Annotated in this window: 13 protein-coding genes; all 13 read left to right on the top strand. The window is 43.4% G+C overall.

Annotated elements, in window-relative coordinates:
* The first annotated feature begins 9 nt into the window (after positions 1–9).
* Entirely contained in the window at positions 10–1116 is a 1107-nt protein-coding gene (locus tag IRB79_RS26280) for an ABC transporter ATP-binding protein (protein WP_243506067.1), read from the top strand.
* A complete protein-coding gene (locus tag IRB79_RS26275; RefSeq protein WP_243506066.1) occupies positions 1113–2804 on the top strand; it encodes an ABC transporter permease in 1692 nt (563 codons plus the stop codon). The genes IRB79_RS26280 and IRB79_RS26275 overlap by 4 nt, the downstream gene beginning before the upstream one ends.
* Before the next feature lie 15 nt (positions 2805–2819).
* Complete coding sequence (gene argH / locus IRB79_RS26270; RefSeq protein ID WP_243506065.1) at positions 2820–4313, top strand: argininosuccinate lyase; 1494 nt, start codon at positions 2820–2822, stop codon at positions 4311–4313.
* Between the two features lie 220 nt (positions 4314–4533).
* Positions 4534–6651, top strand: coding sequence for a BglG family transcription antiterminator (locus IRB79_RS26265; RefSeq protein ID WP_243506064.1), 2118 nt, complete (start codon positions 4534–4536; stop codon positions 6649–6651).
* A 13-nt stretch (positions 6652–6664) separates the two neighbouring features.
* Positions 6665–6934 carry a PTS sugar transporter subunit IIB gene (locus IRB79_RS26260; protein WP_009332100.1) on the top strand — a complete coding sequence of 90 codons (270 nt, stop codon included), beginning with the start codon at positions 6665–6667 and terminating at the stop codon, positions 6932–6934.
* Positions 6935–7057: 123 nt separating this feature from the next.
* On the top strand, positions 7058–8320 hold the full coding sequence (locus IRB79_RS26255; protein ID WP_243506063.1) for a PTS ascorbate transporter subunit IIC: 1263 nt from the start codon (positions 7058–7060) through the stop codon (positions 8318–8320).
* Positions 8321–8712: 392 nt separating this feature from the next.
* Complete coding sequence (locus tag IRB79_RS26250; RefSeq protein WP_243506062.1) at positions 8713–10752, top strand: sigma 54-interacting transcriptional regulator; 2040 nt, start codon at positions 8713–8715, stop codon at positions 10750–10752.
* Positions 10749–12167, top strand: coding sequence for a CoA-binding protein (locus IRB79_RS26245; protein ID WP_243506061.1), 1419 nt, complete (start codon positions 10749–10751; stop codon positions 12165–12167). Before IRB79_RS26250 ends, IRB79_RS26245 begins: the two co-directional genes overlap by 4 nt.
* Entirely contained in the window at positions 12142–12828 is a 687-nt protein-coding gene (locus IRB79_RS26240; protein WP_243506060.1) for a CoA transferase subunit A, read from the top strand. The genes IRB79_RS26245 and IRB79_RS26240 overlap by 26 nt, the downstream gene beginning before the upstream one ends.
* Entirely contained in the window at positions 12815–13471 is a 657-nt protein-coding gene (locus tag IRB79_RS26235) for a 3-oxoacid CoA-transferase subunit B (protein WP_243506059.1), read from the top strand. The genes IRB79_RS26240 and IRB79_RS26235 overlap by 14 nt, the downstream gene beginning before the upstream one ends.
* Positions 13472–13484: 13 nt before the next feature.
* The gene (locus IRB79_RS26230; RefSeq protein ID WP_243506058.1) at positions 13485–14483 is read left to right on the top strand and encodes a TAXI family TRAP transporter solute-binding subunit; all 999 of its coding nucleotides are present in this window, start codon (positions 13485–13487) and stop codon (positions 14481–14483) included.
* Positions 14484–14514: 31 nt separating this feature from the next.
* Positions 14515–16482 (top strand): TRAP transporter permease, encoded by a 1968-nt coding sequence (locus IRB79_RS26225; protein WP_243506057.1) that lies wholly within the window; start codon positions 14515–14517, stop codon positions 16480–16482.
* 11 nt (positions 16483–16493) lie between these two features.
* Positions 16494–17339: a 3-hydroxyacyl-CoA dehydrogenase gene (locus IRB79_RS26220; protein WP_243506056.1), complete on the top strand. Its 846-nt coding sequence runs from the start codon at positions 16494–16496 to the stop codon at positions 17337–17339.
* Positions 17340–17346: the final 7 nt, after the last annotated feature.

Below are 17346 nucleotides of genomic sequence, written 5' to 3'. Positions count from 1 at the left end.
GTAATAGGTATGGCGTCCATAAACATAGATAATGTCCAAAAAGCCTTTGGAAAGGTTATTGCAGTCGATCATTTAAATCTGGATATAAAGGATGGGGAATTCTTTACCTTCCTTGGACCAAGTGGATGCGGCAAGACGACCACACTGCGGATGATTGCTGGATTCTATTATCCTACTAAAGGCGTTGTCCGTTTTGGCGATAAGGATATGACGCGTGTACCTCCTGAAAAGAGAAATACGGGCATGGTTTTCCAAAACTATGCCCTTTTTCCTCACATGACGGTGTTTGAGAATGTCGCTTTTGGATTAAGGGTTAGAAAACTTGGCTCCAAGGAGCTCAAAATAAAAGTCAAGGATGTATTGCAAAAGGTGAGGCTTGAGCAATACGCCGATCGTCAGGTGAGCCAGTTAAGCGGAGGTCAGCAGCAGCGTGTCGCGCTGGCAAGGGCATTGGTGATTGAACCGGAGATTTTGCTCCTGGATGAGCCACTCAGCAACCTGGATGCCAAGCTGCGCGATGAAATGAGAAGCGAAATACTGAGATTGCAAAAAGATTATAATATCACGACCATCTATGTTACCCATGACCAGGCAGAAGCTCTATCCATGAGCGATCGGATTGCGGTATTTAACTTTGGGGTCTGCCACCAGGTGGGAACACCCTCAGAAATCTATAATGAACCAGCCAATGATTTCGTAGCGGGGTTTATCGGAGAAATCAATCTGCTGCCTGTGAAGATCAGCAGGATAGAAGATGAAAACATTTTTGTACAAGTGCAGAACGGTGAAAGTGCCAGTGAGCTTTCCGTCCGAAATGCCCCGTTCAATTATAATCAGGAAAACAAAGGGAACCTGGCATTATCCATTCGTCCTGAATCTATTAAAATACTGGAAAAAGAGACGGTAGGGAAAAATATCTTCAAAGGAATGGTGGAGGAGGTACATTTCTTCGGCTCCCTCATAAATGTTGTGGTCAGGGCTGCAGGCCTTAAGCTTCAGGTGAATGCCCTGAATAGCGGATTATCCAGGAACCTGCAGGCGGGTGCAGAGATTTGGGTGGAACTCCCTGAAGAGCAGATGCGGATCATTCCTGTGGTGACTGGTGATGCATCATGATTAAAAATCGGGATACAAGGCTGACCCTGCTCCTCCTTATTCCGGTCCTGCTGGTTCTCATAGCTTATGTTCTTTATCCCTCTTTACGGACTATATTGGAGAGTCTTCAAAAAGACGGCAGTATGACCTTTGGGAATTACAGTGACTTCTTTACTCAGGAATCCAAAACCAATCTGGAAGCCCTGTGGAATTCTGTATATATTTCGGTATTAAGTGTCCTGGTCAGTGCGCTGATCGGCATCCCGCTGGCATTCATTTTTAACCGGTATGATTTTCCGGGCAGAGGCTTCTTTGCATCGGCTGCCATCATGCCGATCGTCCTGCCGTCACTGGTAGGAGTAATGGCGTTCATGTTCCTGTATGGGGAAACCGGATTGATTCCCAATGCCATTAAAGACCTGTTCGGGCTGGATGAAGTCCCGTTCAAAATAGGCGGCATCTCAGGCATTTTGATTGTCCATGCATATACTATGTATGTGTATTTCTATATGACTGTTTCATCAGCCATTAATAAAATTGATCCATCCCTTGAAGAAGCTGCATACAACCTGGGGGCCAACCGGTTTAAAGTGTTCTGGAAAGTAACCTTTCCATTATTGACACCGGCTATTGTCGCCGCATCCTTATTGGTGTTTATGATCTCGATGGCATCCTTCAGTGCGCCGTTTCTGCTGGCAGGCGGATTCAGGGTGCTGAGTCTGCAGATTTATTTTTCAAAAATCAACGGCGATATGGAAGTGGCCGCCACGCAATCGGTTATTTTATCGGTTGTATCGATCAGCTTCCTGCTGTTTATGCGCTGGTACCAAAACCGCAAGGATTACCGGATGGCATCTAAAGGGATTGGCGCCCATCGGAGTGAAGTGAATAATCCTGTTTTGAAGTGGATACTGGTCTTTACAGGAATTGTGGGAGTCATCATTCTGCTGCTTCCGCATTTCACGATTCTCCTTCTATCGCTCGTACCGGACGGAACATGGACGTGGCAGACCTATCCATCGGTATTTAATTTTGAAAACTATCGTTTATTGTTCCAGGATCCGAACATATTCAAGCCATTGAAAAATAGCTTGATCCTGTCGGTTATCGCTACAGCAGGGAATCTGGTCTTTGGCGTATTGGCATCCTATGTGCTCGTTAAACGGAAATTTGTCGGAAAAAGCTTTGTGGATATTTTGGTTATGATTCCATGGGCATTGCCGGCTACCGTTATCGGGATGAATTTAATCTTTGCTTTTAATGAGCCAACCATCTTCTCGTTTGGCAACATTCTCGTCGGTACATTCTGGATTTTGCCTCTGGCCTATTTTATCCGCCATATTCCATTAGTCGTCAGATCCACCAATGCTGTATTGGAGCAATTGGATGATTCCATAGAAGAAGCTTCAAGAAGCCTTGGAGCAAAGTGGTTCTATACGTTCAGAAAAGTAATCCTTCCGATTATTATGCCAGGGGTTTTATCAGGAACATTACTGGCTTTTGTGGAGTCGGTCGGTGAATTTCCTACTTCTGTATTGCTGTATACCCTTTCAAACCGCCCTATTTCCATCGAGATTATGAATCAGCTGAGAATGTTCAATATGGGTCAGGCGGCAGCTTACGGAATGATCCAGATAACTTTAATCGCACTGGTTCTGTTCATATCAAACAAGTTTTTTGGAGTTAAGGCTGAAAAATCATTGTCTTAAAATGGAGTTGAAAAAATGAGCAAATTAGAGGAGTTTATTAAAACTGAAGGCCATGTCTTTCCCGGCAAAACATATGCAGAAGAACTGCTGATGCCCGTTTTTAATGACCAGCGGGACTATCTGTTCCATGTCATGTTCGATATTCATCGGGCGCATGTGATCATGCTGGCAGAAAAGGGGATCATCCCTGAAGAAGAAGGAAGGATCATGCTGGAAGGCATTAATAAAGTGGCCATGTCAGACACCAGTTCATTATCCTATCAGCCTCAATTTGAAGATCTCTTCTTTATGATGGAAGCGAAAATAGGAGAAGAGATCGGCGATGAACTGGCCGGGAAAATCCATATTGCCCGGAGCCGGAATGATATGGGGATCGCGATGTACAGGCTGGTTCTAAGAGAACATCTCCTGCAGCTTCAGGGAAGTGCTTATCAGCTTAGTGAGGCATTGCTGGAGCAGGCTGAAGAGCATAAAGAGACCTATATGACCGGCTATACCCATACACAGCCGGCACAGCCGACCACGTTGGGGCATTATCTGCTGGCTGTCTATGATGTCCTCCAGAGAGACATTAAGCGTCTGTGGGCTGCCTATAGAACCGTTAACAAATCCTCGCTCGGTGCAGCCGCCCTTACGACAACCGGCTTTCCGATTTGCAGGGACCGCACACGTGACTTATTGGGGTTTGAAGGAATTATTGAAAACTCGTACGACTCCATTGCAGGGGCAGATTATCTTTTGGAGACCTCATCAGCCCTTATGACCTGTATGGTGAATACAGGCAGGTGGATACAGGATTTCCTTCAGCATGTAACAAGGGAGTTTGGCACCTTCCAGGTGGCAGATCCCTATGTACAGGTGAGCAGCATTATGCCGCAAAAACGGAATCCGGTTTCCATTGAGCATTCCAGGTCCATTGCCAGCAGCGCCTACGGTGAAGCGTATGCAGCCATGAACATGGTTCATAATACGCCATTTGGCGATATCGTTGATACAGAAGATGATCTGCAGCCCCATTTGTACCGCGCTTTTACGAATGCGAATCGGGTATTAAAGCTGATGTACGCCGTGATTGCTACATTAAAGGTCAATAAAGACCATGCAAAAGAAATGGCCAAAAAGTCGTGCATCACGATCACAGAACTGGCGGACACCCTGGCAAGAGACTACAGCATCCCATTCCGGAAAGCCCACTCTATTGCCAGCTATATTTCAAAACAAACCGTGAAAGAGCAGAAAGAGCTATGCGACTGGAAAGTGGAGGACGTGAATGAAGTCATTCGGGGATATGTTCCCGTTTCCCTGACCGAGGAAGAGTGGAAGAAAATCATCTCCCCAGAATACTTTGTGCAGATCCGCAGCCTTCAGGGAGGACCGAATCCGGATGAGGTCTCGAGAATGATCAAGGATCGGAATGAAATCCTCACAGGGGGTCTGCTCAGCTATGAGGGGACTGTGAGAGGGCTTAAGGAGAAGCGGGAGAATTTGATTAACTTTAGATTAGACTAGTGTTGTTTTTAAAAAGCGAAATTCGCCAATTGCGAGTTCGCTTTTTTTATTTCCATGCTAATATGAGTCCGACTCTTGCAAAAACCCCCTTACAGAATTCGGACTTCAATTTGTGTAATACAGGAGTATAATACGTAGTAAGCAGACAATTCGATGAATTTAGAGTCTGACTTTTTGCAAACTTACTATTTAGAATCAGTTAAAGGAGGGAGCGCTCCCGATGATTCTTGACCAGCGCTGCATGACGATTTTGACGAAAATGGTCCATGCGCCTACACATGTTTCTCCGCAGGAGCTTATGGAAGAATTACAGATTTCCAAGCGGACCGTTTATTATGATGTTGAAAAAATTAATAGCTGGCTGAAAGGCCAGGGTTTAGATGAGCTGAAGTATGTCCGTGCTGCTGGATTTTTTCTCGATGAAGAAGAAAAGAAGCAGATTAAACAGCGGTTGCATTCGTTTGATAAAGCTGCCAGTTATGAGTTTTCACGAAAAGAAAGAATGGCCTGGACTGCTATCCTCATCCTGACCCGCGAGAAAACCATTTATCTGCAGGATCTGATGGATAAGTTGGGTGTCAGCAGGAGTACGCTTCTGGCAGATATCAGGGAATTAAAAAAGCAGCTAAGCCAGTTTCAGGTTCAATTAAATTTCCATAAACCTTCGGGCTACTATATTGCCGGTGAGGAGCAGGATAAGCGGAAAATGCTGATTTACTGCTTAACACAGGTTTTAACCAATCGAGGGTGGAACGATCTATTATCCGAAGTTCAGTTAACCATCCAGGACACGCCGGGCCTGTCACCTGAAATGTTTCAGCGTACGGATTTAGAAACGATCTATGAGATTCTGAATGAAAGTGAATCATTTTCCGGCGTTCACTACACAGATGAAGTGATGGAGACGTTAAGCGCCCATTTATTTATGCTCATCAAAAGATTTAACCAGGGAAAATACATCAAGATGGATCCTGTTGAAAAACAGGTCATTAAAGAAACAAAAGAGTACAGCGCTGCTCGATTTATTTGCCGGAAAATTGAAAGCGGTTTCCAGCTTGAGGTTCCTGACGATGAAGCCTGCTATCTTGCAACTTACCTGTTAGGTGCGAAAATAAGCGACTATGATACACATGAGCTGGAAAACCAGGACCTTGATATCCTCAAATCAATGGCAGTAAGAATGGTCGATGATTTTCAAAAGTATGCCTGCGTATTTTTTCAAAATCGGAAGGAACTTGAACGGAATTTATTGATTCATTTAAAACCGGCTTATTTCCGCATCAAATATGGGATTGAGCTGGAGAATCCATTATCCAAATCTGTACAGGAGTCTTATCAGGATCTATTTATTCTAACCAAGAAAGTGGTTCATCATTTTGAGTACGTACTTGGCAAAAAAGTATCGGATGATGAAGCGGCCTATATTGCGATGCACTTTGGCGGCTGGATTGACAAAGAAGGCGTCAGGGTGGAAGCCCGCAAAAAAGCAGCTGTGGTGTGTGCCAGCGGAATCGGCACGTCCCGAATCCTTCAGAAACAAATTGAAGATCTCATGCCGTTTGTAGATGTGGCGCATGTATACACCGTCCGTGAATATGAGAAAGCGTCCCTGGCTGATTTGGATTTTGTCATTTCGACCACGCCAGTATCCCGGAAAAAGGTACCGGTGTTTATAGTAAATCCGATTCTTAACCCGTCAGAGAAGGAATCACTGCTTAAGCAGGTTCAGGCATCAGAAAATAGGCCGAAATCAGAAAACATAGAGGCATTGATGGACATTATCCGGAAGCATGCAGATATAAAAGACGAAAGCATGCTGATCCAGGAATTGAAAGTCTACTATCAATCAAATAAAGAAGCAAAAAGTGAGGTGGATCAAAAGCCAATGTTAAATGAAGTTCTAACCGCCGATAAAATTCAGTTTGCGGAATCGGTCCCAAGCTGGCAGGAAGCACTGCAAATGGCGTCACAGCCGCTATTGGCTGATCAATCCATCAGCCAGAATTACATTGATGCCATGATTGAAAACGTGAATGAAATGGGGCCATATATCGTCATCGCGCCTGGAATTGCCCTTCCTCATGCCCGCCCTGAAGCTGGCGTGAACAAGCTGGGAATGAGCTTTCTGCAATTAAAGGAAAGCTGTGCTTTTTCGGAAAAGCCGGAGCATCAGGTAAGATTATTCTTTGTGCTGGCAGCCATCGATAATGAAACCCATTTAAAAGCATTATCCCAGCTGTCCAAAATGCTGTCTGACAGCGATAACCTTGAAAAGCTGCAGAATGCTGATAAAGCAGCTGTCGTATTAGAAATTATAAATCAATATTCACAAGACTAAGGGGGAAATAAAAATGAAAAAAATTCTAGTAGTATGCGGAAACGGACTTGGAAGCAGCTTTATCGTAGAAATGAATGTGAAAACAGTTTTAAGCCAACTGGGAGTGGAAGCAGATGTCTCACATACCGATTTAACAACGGCTAAATCCGAAAAAGCGGATATCTACCTGGGATCTAAAGACCTGATTTCCACTTTGGATGACGGAACAAGAACCATCATTGGCCTGACAAACATCCTTGACCAGAACGAGCTAAAAGCTGCATTGGAATCACATTTATCATAATAGAGAAAAAAAGAGCAGGCGATAGACTCGCCCGCTGAAAAATAAAAAGAACAAATACAGTATAACCTGAAAGCTGGTTAGATTGAAAGATAGATACAGAGGATTTAAAAAGGAGGGGTAAACATGTTTGATTTCATCATGAATGATATATTGGGCACGCCCGCCATCCTGGTTGGTTTATTCGCCTTGTTTGGCTTGCTTCTGCAGAAAAAAGGAATTGCCGATGTCATATCAGGTACGCTTAAGACGATCATGGGCTTTCTCATCCTGAATGGAGGAGCAAGCATCTTAATAGGCTCACTTGATATTTTCGGAAAAATGTTTGAAAAGGCCTTTCATATTCAGGGCGTTATTCCGAACAACGAAGCCATCGTAGCGATTGCCCAGCAGACATTTGGGAAAGAAACCGCGATGATCATGCTTTTCGGGATGGTCATGAACATATTAATTGCCCGTTTTACACCGTTTAAATATATTTTCCTTACCGGCCATCATACTTTATTCATGGCCTGCCTGATCTCAGCTGTATTTGCAACCGGCGGAGTGACGGGGCTCCCACTGATCATTATCGGGTCTATTATTCTAGGATTATTAATGGTATTTATGCCTGCGCTTGTCCAGCCGTATGTACGCGAAATCACAGGCAATGACAGCATAGCTGTCGGCCACTTCGGATCTTTCGGCTACTTTGTTTCCGGCTTTATTGGTAAGCGTGTAGGCGATAAATCAAAATCGACGGAGGATATCAAGGTTCCTAAATCACTTGGATTCCTGCGCGATACATCTGTTGCGATGTCTCTGACAATGACGATTCTCTTCCTGGTTGTGGCGCCGATCGCCGGAAAAGGCTATGTAGAATCTGAACTGAGCGGAGGAGTTAACTTCCTCGTATTCTCGCTTATGCAGGCGATTACGTTTGCAGCTGGTGTATATGTGGTCCTTGCTGGTGTGCGGATGCTGATTGCGGAAATCGTGCCAGCTTTTAAAGGAATCGCTGATAAAGTGGTAAAAGATGCGAAGCCTGCCCTTGATTGTCCTGCAGTGTTTCCTTTTGCTCCAAATGCGGTTATTATCGGGTTCCTGTTCTCTTTCATAGCAGGCTTGCTTTCAATGTTCCTTCTTCCATTATTCGGTCTGAAAATAATCGTGCCAGGCCTGATTCCGCACTTCTTCACAGGTGCTGCGGCAGGGGTATTTGGAAATGCGACTGGAGGCAGACGAGGAGCGATGATCGGGGCATTTGCCAACGGTCTATTAATCTCATTCCTTCCGGCCTTATTGCTGCCGGTTCTGGGATCACTGGGATTTGAAGGGACTACCTTTGGAGACTCGGACTTTGGGGTAGTGGGGATTTTATTGAGCTTCCTTATTAAACTATTTTCTTAATCTATTTATTATTGGGACTTCACCTTGATGTGGAGTTCCTTTTTGTTTTTTCGAAAAATTGGGTGGTGCCTCTCGCGAACGAGGTTGTCCGTACTTATAAGATACTCATATTATCGTTCTAGTTATTAAATTCAAGAAATGTTGCAAAAATGCAACGATTTTAAAATGATAAAAATGAAGAATGGGTCCTTTTTCCTTTTGGAAACTTGTTTTTTTCAGCCTTTAATGCGTTAGCGCAACACCTGTTGCGGTGTTGCAACATTTATTCACTCGATATATAGTTTAAATATTACAAAATGTGAGAAATATCAGCATTTTATTAATTTTCTAATGTTGGCACACTTCTTGCATTATTAATTTTATGAGTGAATCACTCAGAGGGAGCGGGAAAATTGTTAGTAAAAGATGCGATGACTCGTACTTCTATAAAATTTTTTGAAAACGATTACATCGATAGAGCTGTAAAAACCTTACTTGAATCCCATATGAAAGGCGGGCTGGTCTATAACGTTAGAGATGAGTTAGCGGGATGTTTTACAGAGCATAATCTATTAGAAGGATTGTTAAATCAAAATAAGGTACTATCAGAAATTTATCAGACTAACTTTTGTTTCCTTAACGAAATGGATGAGTTAAACAATTTAAAGCTTAATGATCAGGAAATCTGGCCAATTTTTAATAAGAATAGGCAGATCACAGGCTTCCTGACAAAAGAACAGTATCTGGAGGCCTATGCCAGAACTTCTCAGGTGGAACTCGGCCGCATGGATGCCATTTTTAATTCTGCTCATAATGGGATTCTTTCGATTGATCTGGAGGGAAGGATTACCTCAATGAATCCTCCAGCAGAAAAAATGGCTATGACAACTAAGGAGAAAGCCCTTGGAAAGTTTTTAACTGATGTTGTAACTCCAAGCGGGTTATTGAATGTTATCCGTACAGGAAAGGGGCATACAGAAAAATACCGTGTAGGAAAAAGAAAATATTTAACCCATCGAACGCCCCTCTATGATGGCAAAACTCTTGTGGGAGCGGTTGGCGTCTTTCAGGATATTTCAGAAATCGAATTTGTATCAAGTGAACTTGAATCCGTCAAGCAGCTCTTAAAGGAACAGGAAACGATATTGGATAACTCTACAGACGGGATCTGTATTACGGATGGGGAAGGAACCATTATTAAATGCAACCAGAGTTTCAGGCAACTTTTTGATGTTAGAAATGAGACTCCTGACTACATAAGAGATATAGCCCGGCAGGTAGAAGCTAAGGGCAGATCGCATAATATCATGGAAACAAGCAAAGAAAATAAAAATTCCTTAATTATAACGGCAAATCCTATTAAGAACAGCAGCAATCAAATTGAAAGAGTTGTTATCAATGTGAAGGACATGACTGAATTCGATGCACTCAGAAGTGAGCTGGCAAAAACAAAGTCAATACTGGAACATATGCATCTTTCCGAAAGATCCGAAACGTTCATTGCGAAATCCCCTGAAATGGAAAGGCTGCTTGAGACCGTTCAGCAAGTGGCAAAGGTGGATGTTACGGTTCTATTATCAGGTGAGTCGGGAGTGGGGAAAGAGGAAATTGCCAAGCTGATCCAACAGTCGAGTCCGAGGTCGGAAGCCCCTTTTATTAAGGTGAACTGTGGGGCTATTCCTGAATCACTGATGGAATCTGAGCTTTTTGGATACGAAGGCGGTGCCTTTACAGGTGCCTTGAAAAAGGGAAAAGCCGGTTTATTTGAACAAGCAAATAATGGAACGATCTTCCTGGACGAGATAGGGGAAATCCCCATCCACCTGCAAGTCAAGCTCTTGCGGGTATTGCAGGAAATGGAGATTACCAGGGTGGGATCAGCAAAACCGACAAAGATTGATGTGAGGGTAATAGCAGCTACAAACAGGGATCTTAAAGAATTGGTTCAAGAAGGAAGTTTTCGGGAGGACTTATTTTATAGGCTCAATGTTATTCCTATATCAATTCCGCCGCTAAGAAGAAGAGTTGAGGATATCCCGATCCTAATTGATGCGTATGCAAGAATGTTCGCAGCAAAATATCACAAACATCTCAAATTCACCAAGAAAGCTATACAGGTCCTTACTAATTATCAGTGGCCAGGGAATGTAAGGGAACTCGTCAATATTATTGAAAGAATATACGTAACAGCTTCGAATCTGGAAGTGGGGGAGCAGGAGGTTCTTTCTTTATTCAGCAAAGGCGATAACCAAAGAATGAATCATGATCAAGCCATTGTAGTAAATCAGTTATTACCGCTAAAAGAAGCTGTAGAAGTACTTGAAAGAGAGCTGATATATAAGGCGTCACAGTCTGAAAAATCATACCGGGGCATTGCCCGTGTGCTGGAAGTGAATCCTTCCACCATCGTTCGAAAGGTAAAAAAATTAGAAAGGGGATTATTAAAATCATGAGATCATTGCAGACGCTTGTTTCCCCTAAAAGCATTGCCATAATAGGAGCTTCGGAAAGGTTTCATCAGAATGCCGGACGTGTCATGGTCAATCTTCAAAAATCGAAATTTTCCGGGGAGATATATCTCGTAAACCCAAACTATGACACAATTTCCGGAATTCACTCCTATCCCAGTGTACTTGAGATCAAAGAAGAAGTCGATTTGGCGTGTATAATCGTTCCCTCTAAACATACCCCGGGAATTTTAAGAGAATGTGTAGAAAAGCAAGTAAAAAGCGTCATCATTATCAGCTCTGGTTTTTCTGAAAGCGGGCCGGATGGGATACACCGGGAAGAAGAGCTAAAAGAAATGGTAAAAGGTACAGAAACTGCAGTTTATGGTCCAAACTCGCCAGGATTCTATCATTTTATAGGAAACTGGGGAATCTCTTTTTCACCCCGTTTCGAGCCGAAAAATTTTCATAAGGGATCTGTTGGACTGATCAGCCATGGAGGAAGTTTAGGCCGGGCTGTACTTGATGCCAATGAAAAAGGACTCGGATTTTCTTATTGGCTATCACCTGGAAATGAGATGGATATCACTATTAACGATTGCTTTGAATTTTTAATTAGTGATCCCTCGACAGAGACGATTCTATTAATCATTGAATCTATTTCTGAAGAAGAGCGTTTTTTCCGTTTGCTGCATCAGGCCTATATCAAGCAGAAGCCTGTTATCCTGCTCCCAATCGGCCATTCGAAGATTTCGAGAATGGCAGTTAGATATCACCTTGGAAGAAATAATGATTACTCTATTCCCTGGAATATGGTCAATCACCCCGGGCTGTTAAAAGCCGAAAGTATTGATGAAGTTGTTGCTATTTCATGGCTGTTTGATACCTACAAAAAAGCTGCAGGAAAGCGTACAGTCATTTTTTCCTGGGCAGGGGCTACTTCCATTTACCTTGCGGATTTATGCGATAAATATGGGATTCAGCTTCAGCAGCTATCATCAGAGCTTCAGCAGCAAATAAAAACGATTACAGGAATCGAAAAGTCGTTCATGAATCCCTTAGATTTGACCACCATCGTATACGATGACTTGTCAAAATTGACCTCCTGTCTGGAAGTGTTACATAAATCAGGTGATTTTGATAATATCATTGTTCCTTTTCCGTTCCAGGTGGACTATCAAAATGAAATCCTCTCGGAACAAATGAAAAAGCTGATGGAAGAAAGAGATAGTATTTTCATTCCGATCTTCATGTCCCAGGGATACCAGGGGGAGCTGGCCATTGACATATTAAAGGAAACAAAGAAACCTTACTTCTTTCATGAAAATACAGCAATCAAATCATTGTCTGCTTATATAAATTACTCGGAAACCCAGAAACAAGAGGAGGAACACAATGAAAAAAAGATTAAATCCTGCTGATGCACTGCAGTTCATTAAAAGTGGTGACACATTGCTTGTAGGAGGATTCGGCCTTTCGGGAACACCGCTTACTTTAATAGATGAGCTTGTGAAATCCGATAAAGAGAATCTTACAGTCATCAGCAACAACTTAGGTGAGGAAGGGAAGGGACTTGGAAAACTGCTGGTGGCAGGTAAGCTGAAAAAAGCGAAAGGCTCTTATTTTACCACTAATCGAGATGCGGTTAAGGCCTGGTCAAAAGGTGAACTGGAGATTGAATTAATCCCTCAGGGCACATTGGCAGAAGCCATCCGATGCGGCGGGGCAGGCATCGGCGGTTTCTATACGAAGACAGGTGCTGGCACCAGACTTGCTGAAGGGAAAGAAGAGAAAGTGATCGATGGCGAATCCTACATTTTTGAAAAAGCAATCAAAGGGGATGTGGCCATTATTAAAGCACTTAAGGCTGATACACTGGGAAATCTAATTTATGACAAAACAGCGAGGAATTTCAACCCGGTTATGGCAACTGCAGCGAAGGTGGTTATAGCTGAAGTGGATGAGGTTGTGGAAGCCGGTTCATTTGCACCTGAAGAAGTGGTAACCCCTCACTTATACGTAGATTATGTCGTAATCAATCAATATGTAAAAAAAGGAGGGAGATACGTTGAGTCTATCTGACAGAATTAAAATTGCCAAAAGGGTAGCACAGGAATTGAAGGAAGGAGAAATTGTCAATTTAGGAGTCGGCATTCCTACCATTATTCCGGATTACCTCGATGACAAAAAGGTTTACCTTCAATCAGAAAACGGTCTTCTCGGGATGGGTCCGACTCCGTCTGATGACGACATTGATATGGATTTGATCAGCGCCAGTAAGAAGCCCGTTTCCATGGACACAGGGGCATCACTCTTTGATAGTTCGGATTCTTTCCTGATGATTCGCGGAGGGCATATCGATACCGCTGTACTGGGGGCTTTGCAGGTCGATGAAACAGGAGAAGTCGCCAATTGGGCAGTACCGGGTGAAACCATTCTTGGAGTGGGAGGGGCCATGGATTTAGTTGCGGGAGCAAGGCGGATGATTATTGCTTCCATGCACTTGTCTAAAGACGGAAGTCCGAAAATTGTGAAAAAATTATCATTTCCAAGCAGCGGTACAAGAAAAGCAGATATGATTGTCACCGAACATGCTGTATTTAAGTTTCTTGAAGGAAAAATGTACCTCATAGAAACTCTCTCCGATGTTTCGATCGAAGCGTTGCGTGAGATGACAGATGCTGAATTTCAAGTGCTGGAAAAAACCAAAATTGAAACAAACTAAGGGGGAAAATAAGTTGAAAAAATTATTGGCAGTATTGGTGGCTTTTATGTTAGTCGTATTGGCAGCCTGTTCTTCGGATGAGGCGGGAAGCAGCGGTGAAGCAAGCGGAGGCGGAGGAGCAGAGGGAGCCCCGCGGGATATGGCTTTCGGTTCTGCGACGGTAGGCGGTTTCTGGTACACATTGTCCGGTGCGATGGGAGAGAAAATGAAGGAAGTTTACCCGGAATCCTCCGTTACGGTAGTAGAGGGCGGATCTGTTTCCAACCTTTTAGGCTTAAGCCAGGGCACGTTTGCTCTTGGATTCAGTAATGGACAAACAGTACCTGAGGCACTCAACGGAATCAATGCTTTTAAAGAAAAAGTCGATAATGTCAGCACGGTTGCAACCCTGTATCCAAATGTATTCCAGATCGTTGTTAGAGCAGATTCTGATATAAAGTCCGTGAAAGATTTAAAGGGGAAGAAGGTTAGCCCGGGAATTAAAGGATACAGCGGAGAGCTGGCATTCCTGGATATTCTAAAGCTGAATGACATGAGCTATGACGATCTTGGCGGCATTGAATATATCGGAACGGCTGATGGAGCCGACCTTCTGCGTGACGGACATATCGATGCCATTGTAGGAATGGTTTCTGCACCGGTTTCCACTTTCCAGGAACTGGACACAACCCTCGGAATTCGTCTGATTCCTTTAGACGATGAAACAGTAAAAGGCCTGCATGAGTTAAATGAAGGATACTTGGAATATGACATTGAAGGCGGGACTTATTCTAATGTGAAAGAAGATGTTAAAACGGTTGCCGGCTATACGGTTCTGCTGGTGAATGATGATCTAATGGATGAAGAGTCAGTTTATAAGCTGACAAAAATGATGGTGGAAGAAAAAGATACATGGACGACATTATCCCCGATTATGAAAGACTTTAATGCAGAGTATTCAGTGCAAAACAACGTGGGCAAGCTTCATCCGGGAGCAGAAAAATATTACAAGGAAGTCGGGGCACTTAAATAAACCAAAATTATCCTTTTAAAAAGAAGGTGAAATGATGTCTAAACATGACGTATCGGAAGTGGAAGCTTCAAAAATGATTGCGGAATATGATGAAGATGGAAATCTAAACAGCAAGCTGCGCCTATTAAAGGGCGCGGCTGCCAAAATCATTTCAATTATTGCCGTTTTAATGTCTCTTTTTCACTTGTATACAGCTTTCTTTGGGGTATTTGAATCCATCCTGCAGCGGTCGGCTCACCTTGCATTTGCGCTGGCTTTGACATTTGCCATTTATAAGCCATCCAAGAAAGCGGTAAAAAATGAAAGCATCCCCTGGTATGATTGGCTGTTTATGGTTTTGTCCATTGCTTGTTATTCCTATTATGTGATGAATTCCCAGGTCATTTCTTCGCGGATGAGTTATATTGAGCCGCTGACAGCACTGGAAATTGCAATAGGAATCATATCCGGCTTGCTGCTGATTGAAGCAACACGCCGCGTGATTGGAAATACGCTAGTGATCATTATCTTTATTTGCATCGTTTACGGAGTTTGGGGTCATCTGATTACTGGGTCTCTTTCCCACCGTGAATTTACAATGATGTGGATTATTGATCACCTCTTTTATACAGTAACGGGTATTTTTAGTACTCCTCTTGGGGTATCCGCAACCTTTATCTTCCTATTTATCCTTTTCGGAAAGTTTTTAGAGGTTTCGGGAGCAGGTCAATTTTTTATCGATTTATCAGTGGCTGGTATGGGGAAATATCGTGGAGGTCCTGCCAAAACGGCTATCGTGGCCAGCTCCATTTTGGGAACGATTTCAGGGAGTGCCGTTGCAAACACGGTAACAACAGGTGCCTTTACGATTCCATTAATGAAGAAAACCGGCTATAAGAGTCACTTTGCAGCTGCGGTTGAAGCAGTTTCATCTACTGGAGGCCAGATCATGCCGCCGATCATGGGAGCTTCCGCTTTCATCATTGCTTCCTATTTAGGTGTGCCTTATATGGACATAGCCATAGCTGCCATAATCCCCGCAGTTCTTTATTACTGCTGCCTGTATTTCCAGGTCGATATGAGGGCAAGACGTTTGGGGCTTGTTGGTTTAAAGAAAGAGGAACTTCCAAAGGTTTCGAGTGTTTTGAAAACCGGATTCATGTTCTTTATCCCCTTAGTAGTGATTGTGGTCATGCTTGCATCCGGCTCTTCACCAATGAAGGCTGGACTCTACTCTATCGGGGTGACGATATTGGTTGCAGCTTTAAAAGGGGCAACGAGATTATCTTTTTCTAAAATTTTCAAGGCATTGGATTTAGGAGCCAGAGCTGCAATTGAGACGGCTATTGCCTGTGCTGCATCTGGTTTTATCATCGGAATTATTGGTCTTACCGGGATTGGCCTTAAATTCAGCAGTTTAATCATTGATTTATCAGGCGGCATTTTAATCATTACGCTTGTATTCACGATGATCACGAGCATCATTCTTGGAATGGGACTGCCTACAGTAGCTGCATATATCGTACAGGTTCCGCTCACCATTCCTGCATTAATCGAGCTGGGTGTATCCCCGCTTGCAGCCCATATGTTTGTTTTCTATTTTGCAGCCTTATCTGCCATAACACCGCCAGTAGCACTGGCTGCATTTGCGGCGGCAGGGCTTGCCGGTTCCGAGCCGATGAAAACAGGCTTAACTGCAGTAAAGCTTGGCCTTGCGGCATTTATTGTCCCTTATATGTTTGTATACGGGGAAACCTTGCTGCTTGTTGGAGACGTTCCGGATATTATTCTATCAGTTGCAACCTCCATCATTGGAATTATTGGGATTGCCTGGGCTGCAGAAGGGTGGCTGTTCCGTCATTCTTATTGGTATGAAAGAGCCGTTCTTTTTATCGGGGCTCTTCTGATGGTCAACCCGGGATTATTATCAGACATTATCGGCTTTGCCATCCTGGCGGCAATGTTTTTATATCAAAAGTTTATACCTAGAAATACAGTGGCCAATACATTATCAAACTAAGGGGGAACAGAATGAACACCATCACAGTAGTAGGTTCAGGTGTTATGGGAAAAGGGATTGCTTATACCTGTGCCGTTTCGGGTTTTAACGTTTACTTGAATGACATTAATCAGGAAATAGTAGATAAAGCCAAAAACGATATTTATAGCTTATTGGAAGGCAGCCTTCAAAAAGGGTTTATTTCTGAAGAACAATATGGGAAGGCAAAAGACCGGCTTCATTTTGAAACAGATTTAGAGGCAGCTGCCAAAAATGCGGACCTTGTCATTGAAGCAGTCCTGGAAAAGATAGAATTGAAGATTGATATTTTTAAAAAGCTGGAGCGCATCTGTTCTCCGGAAACTATTCTGGCCACAAATACTTCAACAATGAGCCCAACGGAGATTGGGGCACAAACATCCCGGCCCGATAAAGTGGTGGCCATGCACTTCTTTAATCCGGTCCACAAAATGAAGCTGATTGAAATTATCCGTGGACTGGAAACATCTGATGACACTGTCCGCATGGTGAAAGAAGTCGGTGAAAAGCTTAAGAAGGAAACCGTTGAAGTGAATGAATTTCCGGGATTTGTGACTTCCCGGATGAATTGCCTGATCGGCAATGAAGCTATGAACATGCTGATGGAAGGGGTAGCCTCTGCTGAAGATATCGATAAAGCCCTGAAGCTGGGGCTTAATCACCCGATGGGCCCGCTTGCACTGGCAGATTTAGTAGGCTTGGATACCCGGTTGCGCAATATGGAGTATTTATACCAGACACTTGGGGAAAAGTACCGCCCTTGTCCGCTGCTTATAAAATATGTAAAAGCCGGACGGCTGGGGAAAAAGAGCGGCAGCGGCTTCTATCAATATTCTTAAGGGGTGA

Origin of the sequence: Cytobacillus oceanisediminis, from assembly GCF_022811925.1 — a bacterium.
GTDB classification, from domain to species: domain Bacteria; phylum Bacillota; class Bacilli; order Bacillales; family Cytobacillaceae; genus Cytobacillus; species Cytobacillus oceanisediminis_D.
This window is presented reverse-complemented; position numbering and strand designations above follow the sequence as displayed.

Bases quoted from the DNA above. Each gene is read 5' to 3' on its own strand.
- IRB79_RS26220 (WP_243506056.1), top strand. From the start codon at position 16,494: ATGAACACCATCACAGTAGTAGGTTCAGGTGTTATGGGAAAAGGGATT.
- IRB79_RS26245 (WP_243506061.1), top strand. From the start codon at position 10,749: ATGAGATCATTGCAGACGCTTGTTTCCCCTAAAAGCATTGCCATAATA.
- IRB79_RS26255 (WP_243506063.1), top strand. From the start codon at position 7,058: ATGTTTGATTTCATCATGAATGATATATTGGGCACGCCCGCCATCCTG.
- IRB79_RS26225 (WP_243506057.1), top strand. From the start codon at position 14,515: ATGATGTCTAAACATGACGTATCGGAAGTGGAAGCTTCAAAAATGATT.
- IRB79_RS26240 (WP_243506060.1), top strand. From the start codon at position 12,142: ATGAAAAAAAGATTAAATCCTGCTGATGCACTGCAGTTCATTAAAAGT.
- argH (WP_243506065.1), top strand. From the start codon at position 2,820: ATGAGCAAATTAGAGGAGTTTATTAAAACTGAAGGCCATGTCTTTCCC.
- IRB79_RS26275 (WP_243506066.1), top strand. From the start codon at position 1,113: ATGATTAAAAATCGGGATACAAGGCTGACCCTGCTCCTCCTTATTCCG.
- IRB79_RS26260 (WP_009332100.1), top strand. From the start codon at position 6,665: ATGAAAAAAATTCTAGTAGTATGCGGAAACGGACTTGGAAGCAGCTTT.
- IRB79_RS26280 (WP_243506067.1), top strand. From the start codon at position 10: ATGGCGTCCATAAACATAGATAATGTCCAAAAAGCCTTTGGAAAGGTT.
- IRB79_RS26265 (WP_243506064.1), top strand. From the start codon at position 4,534: ATGATTCTTGACCAGCGCTGCATGACGATTTTGACGAAAATGGTCCAT.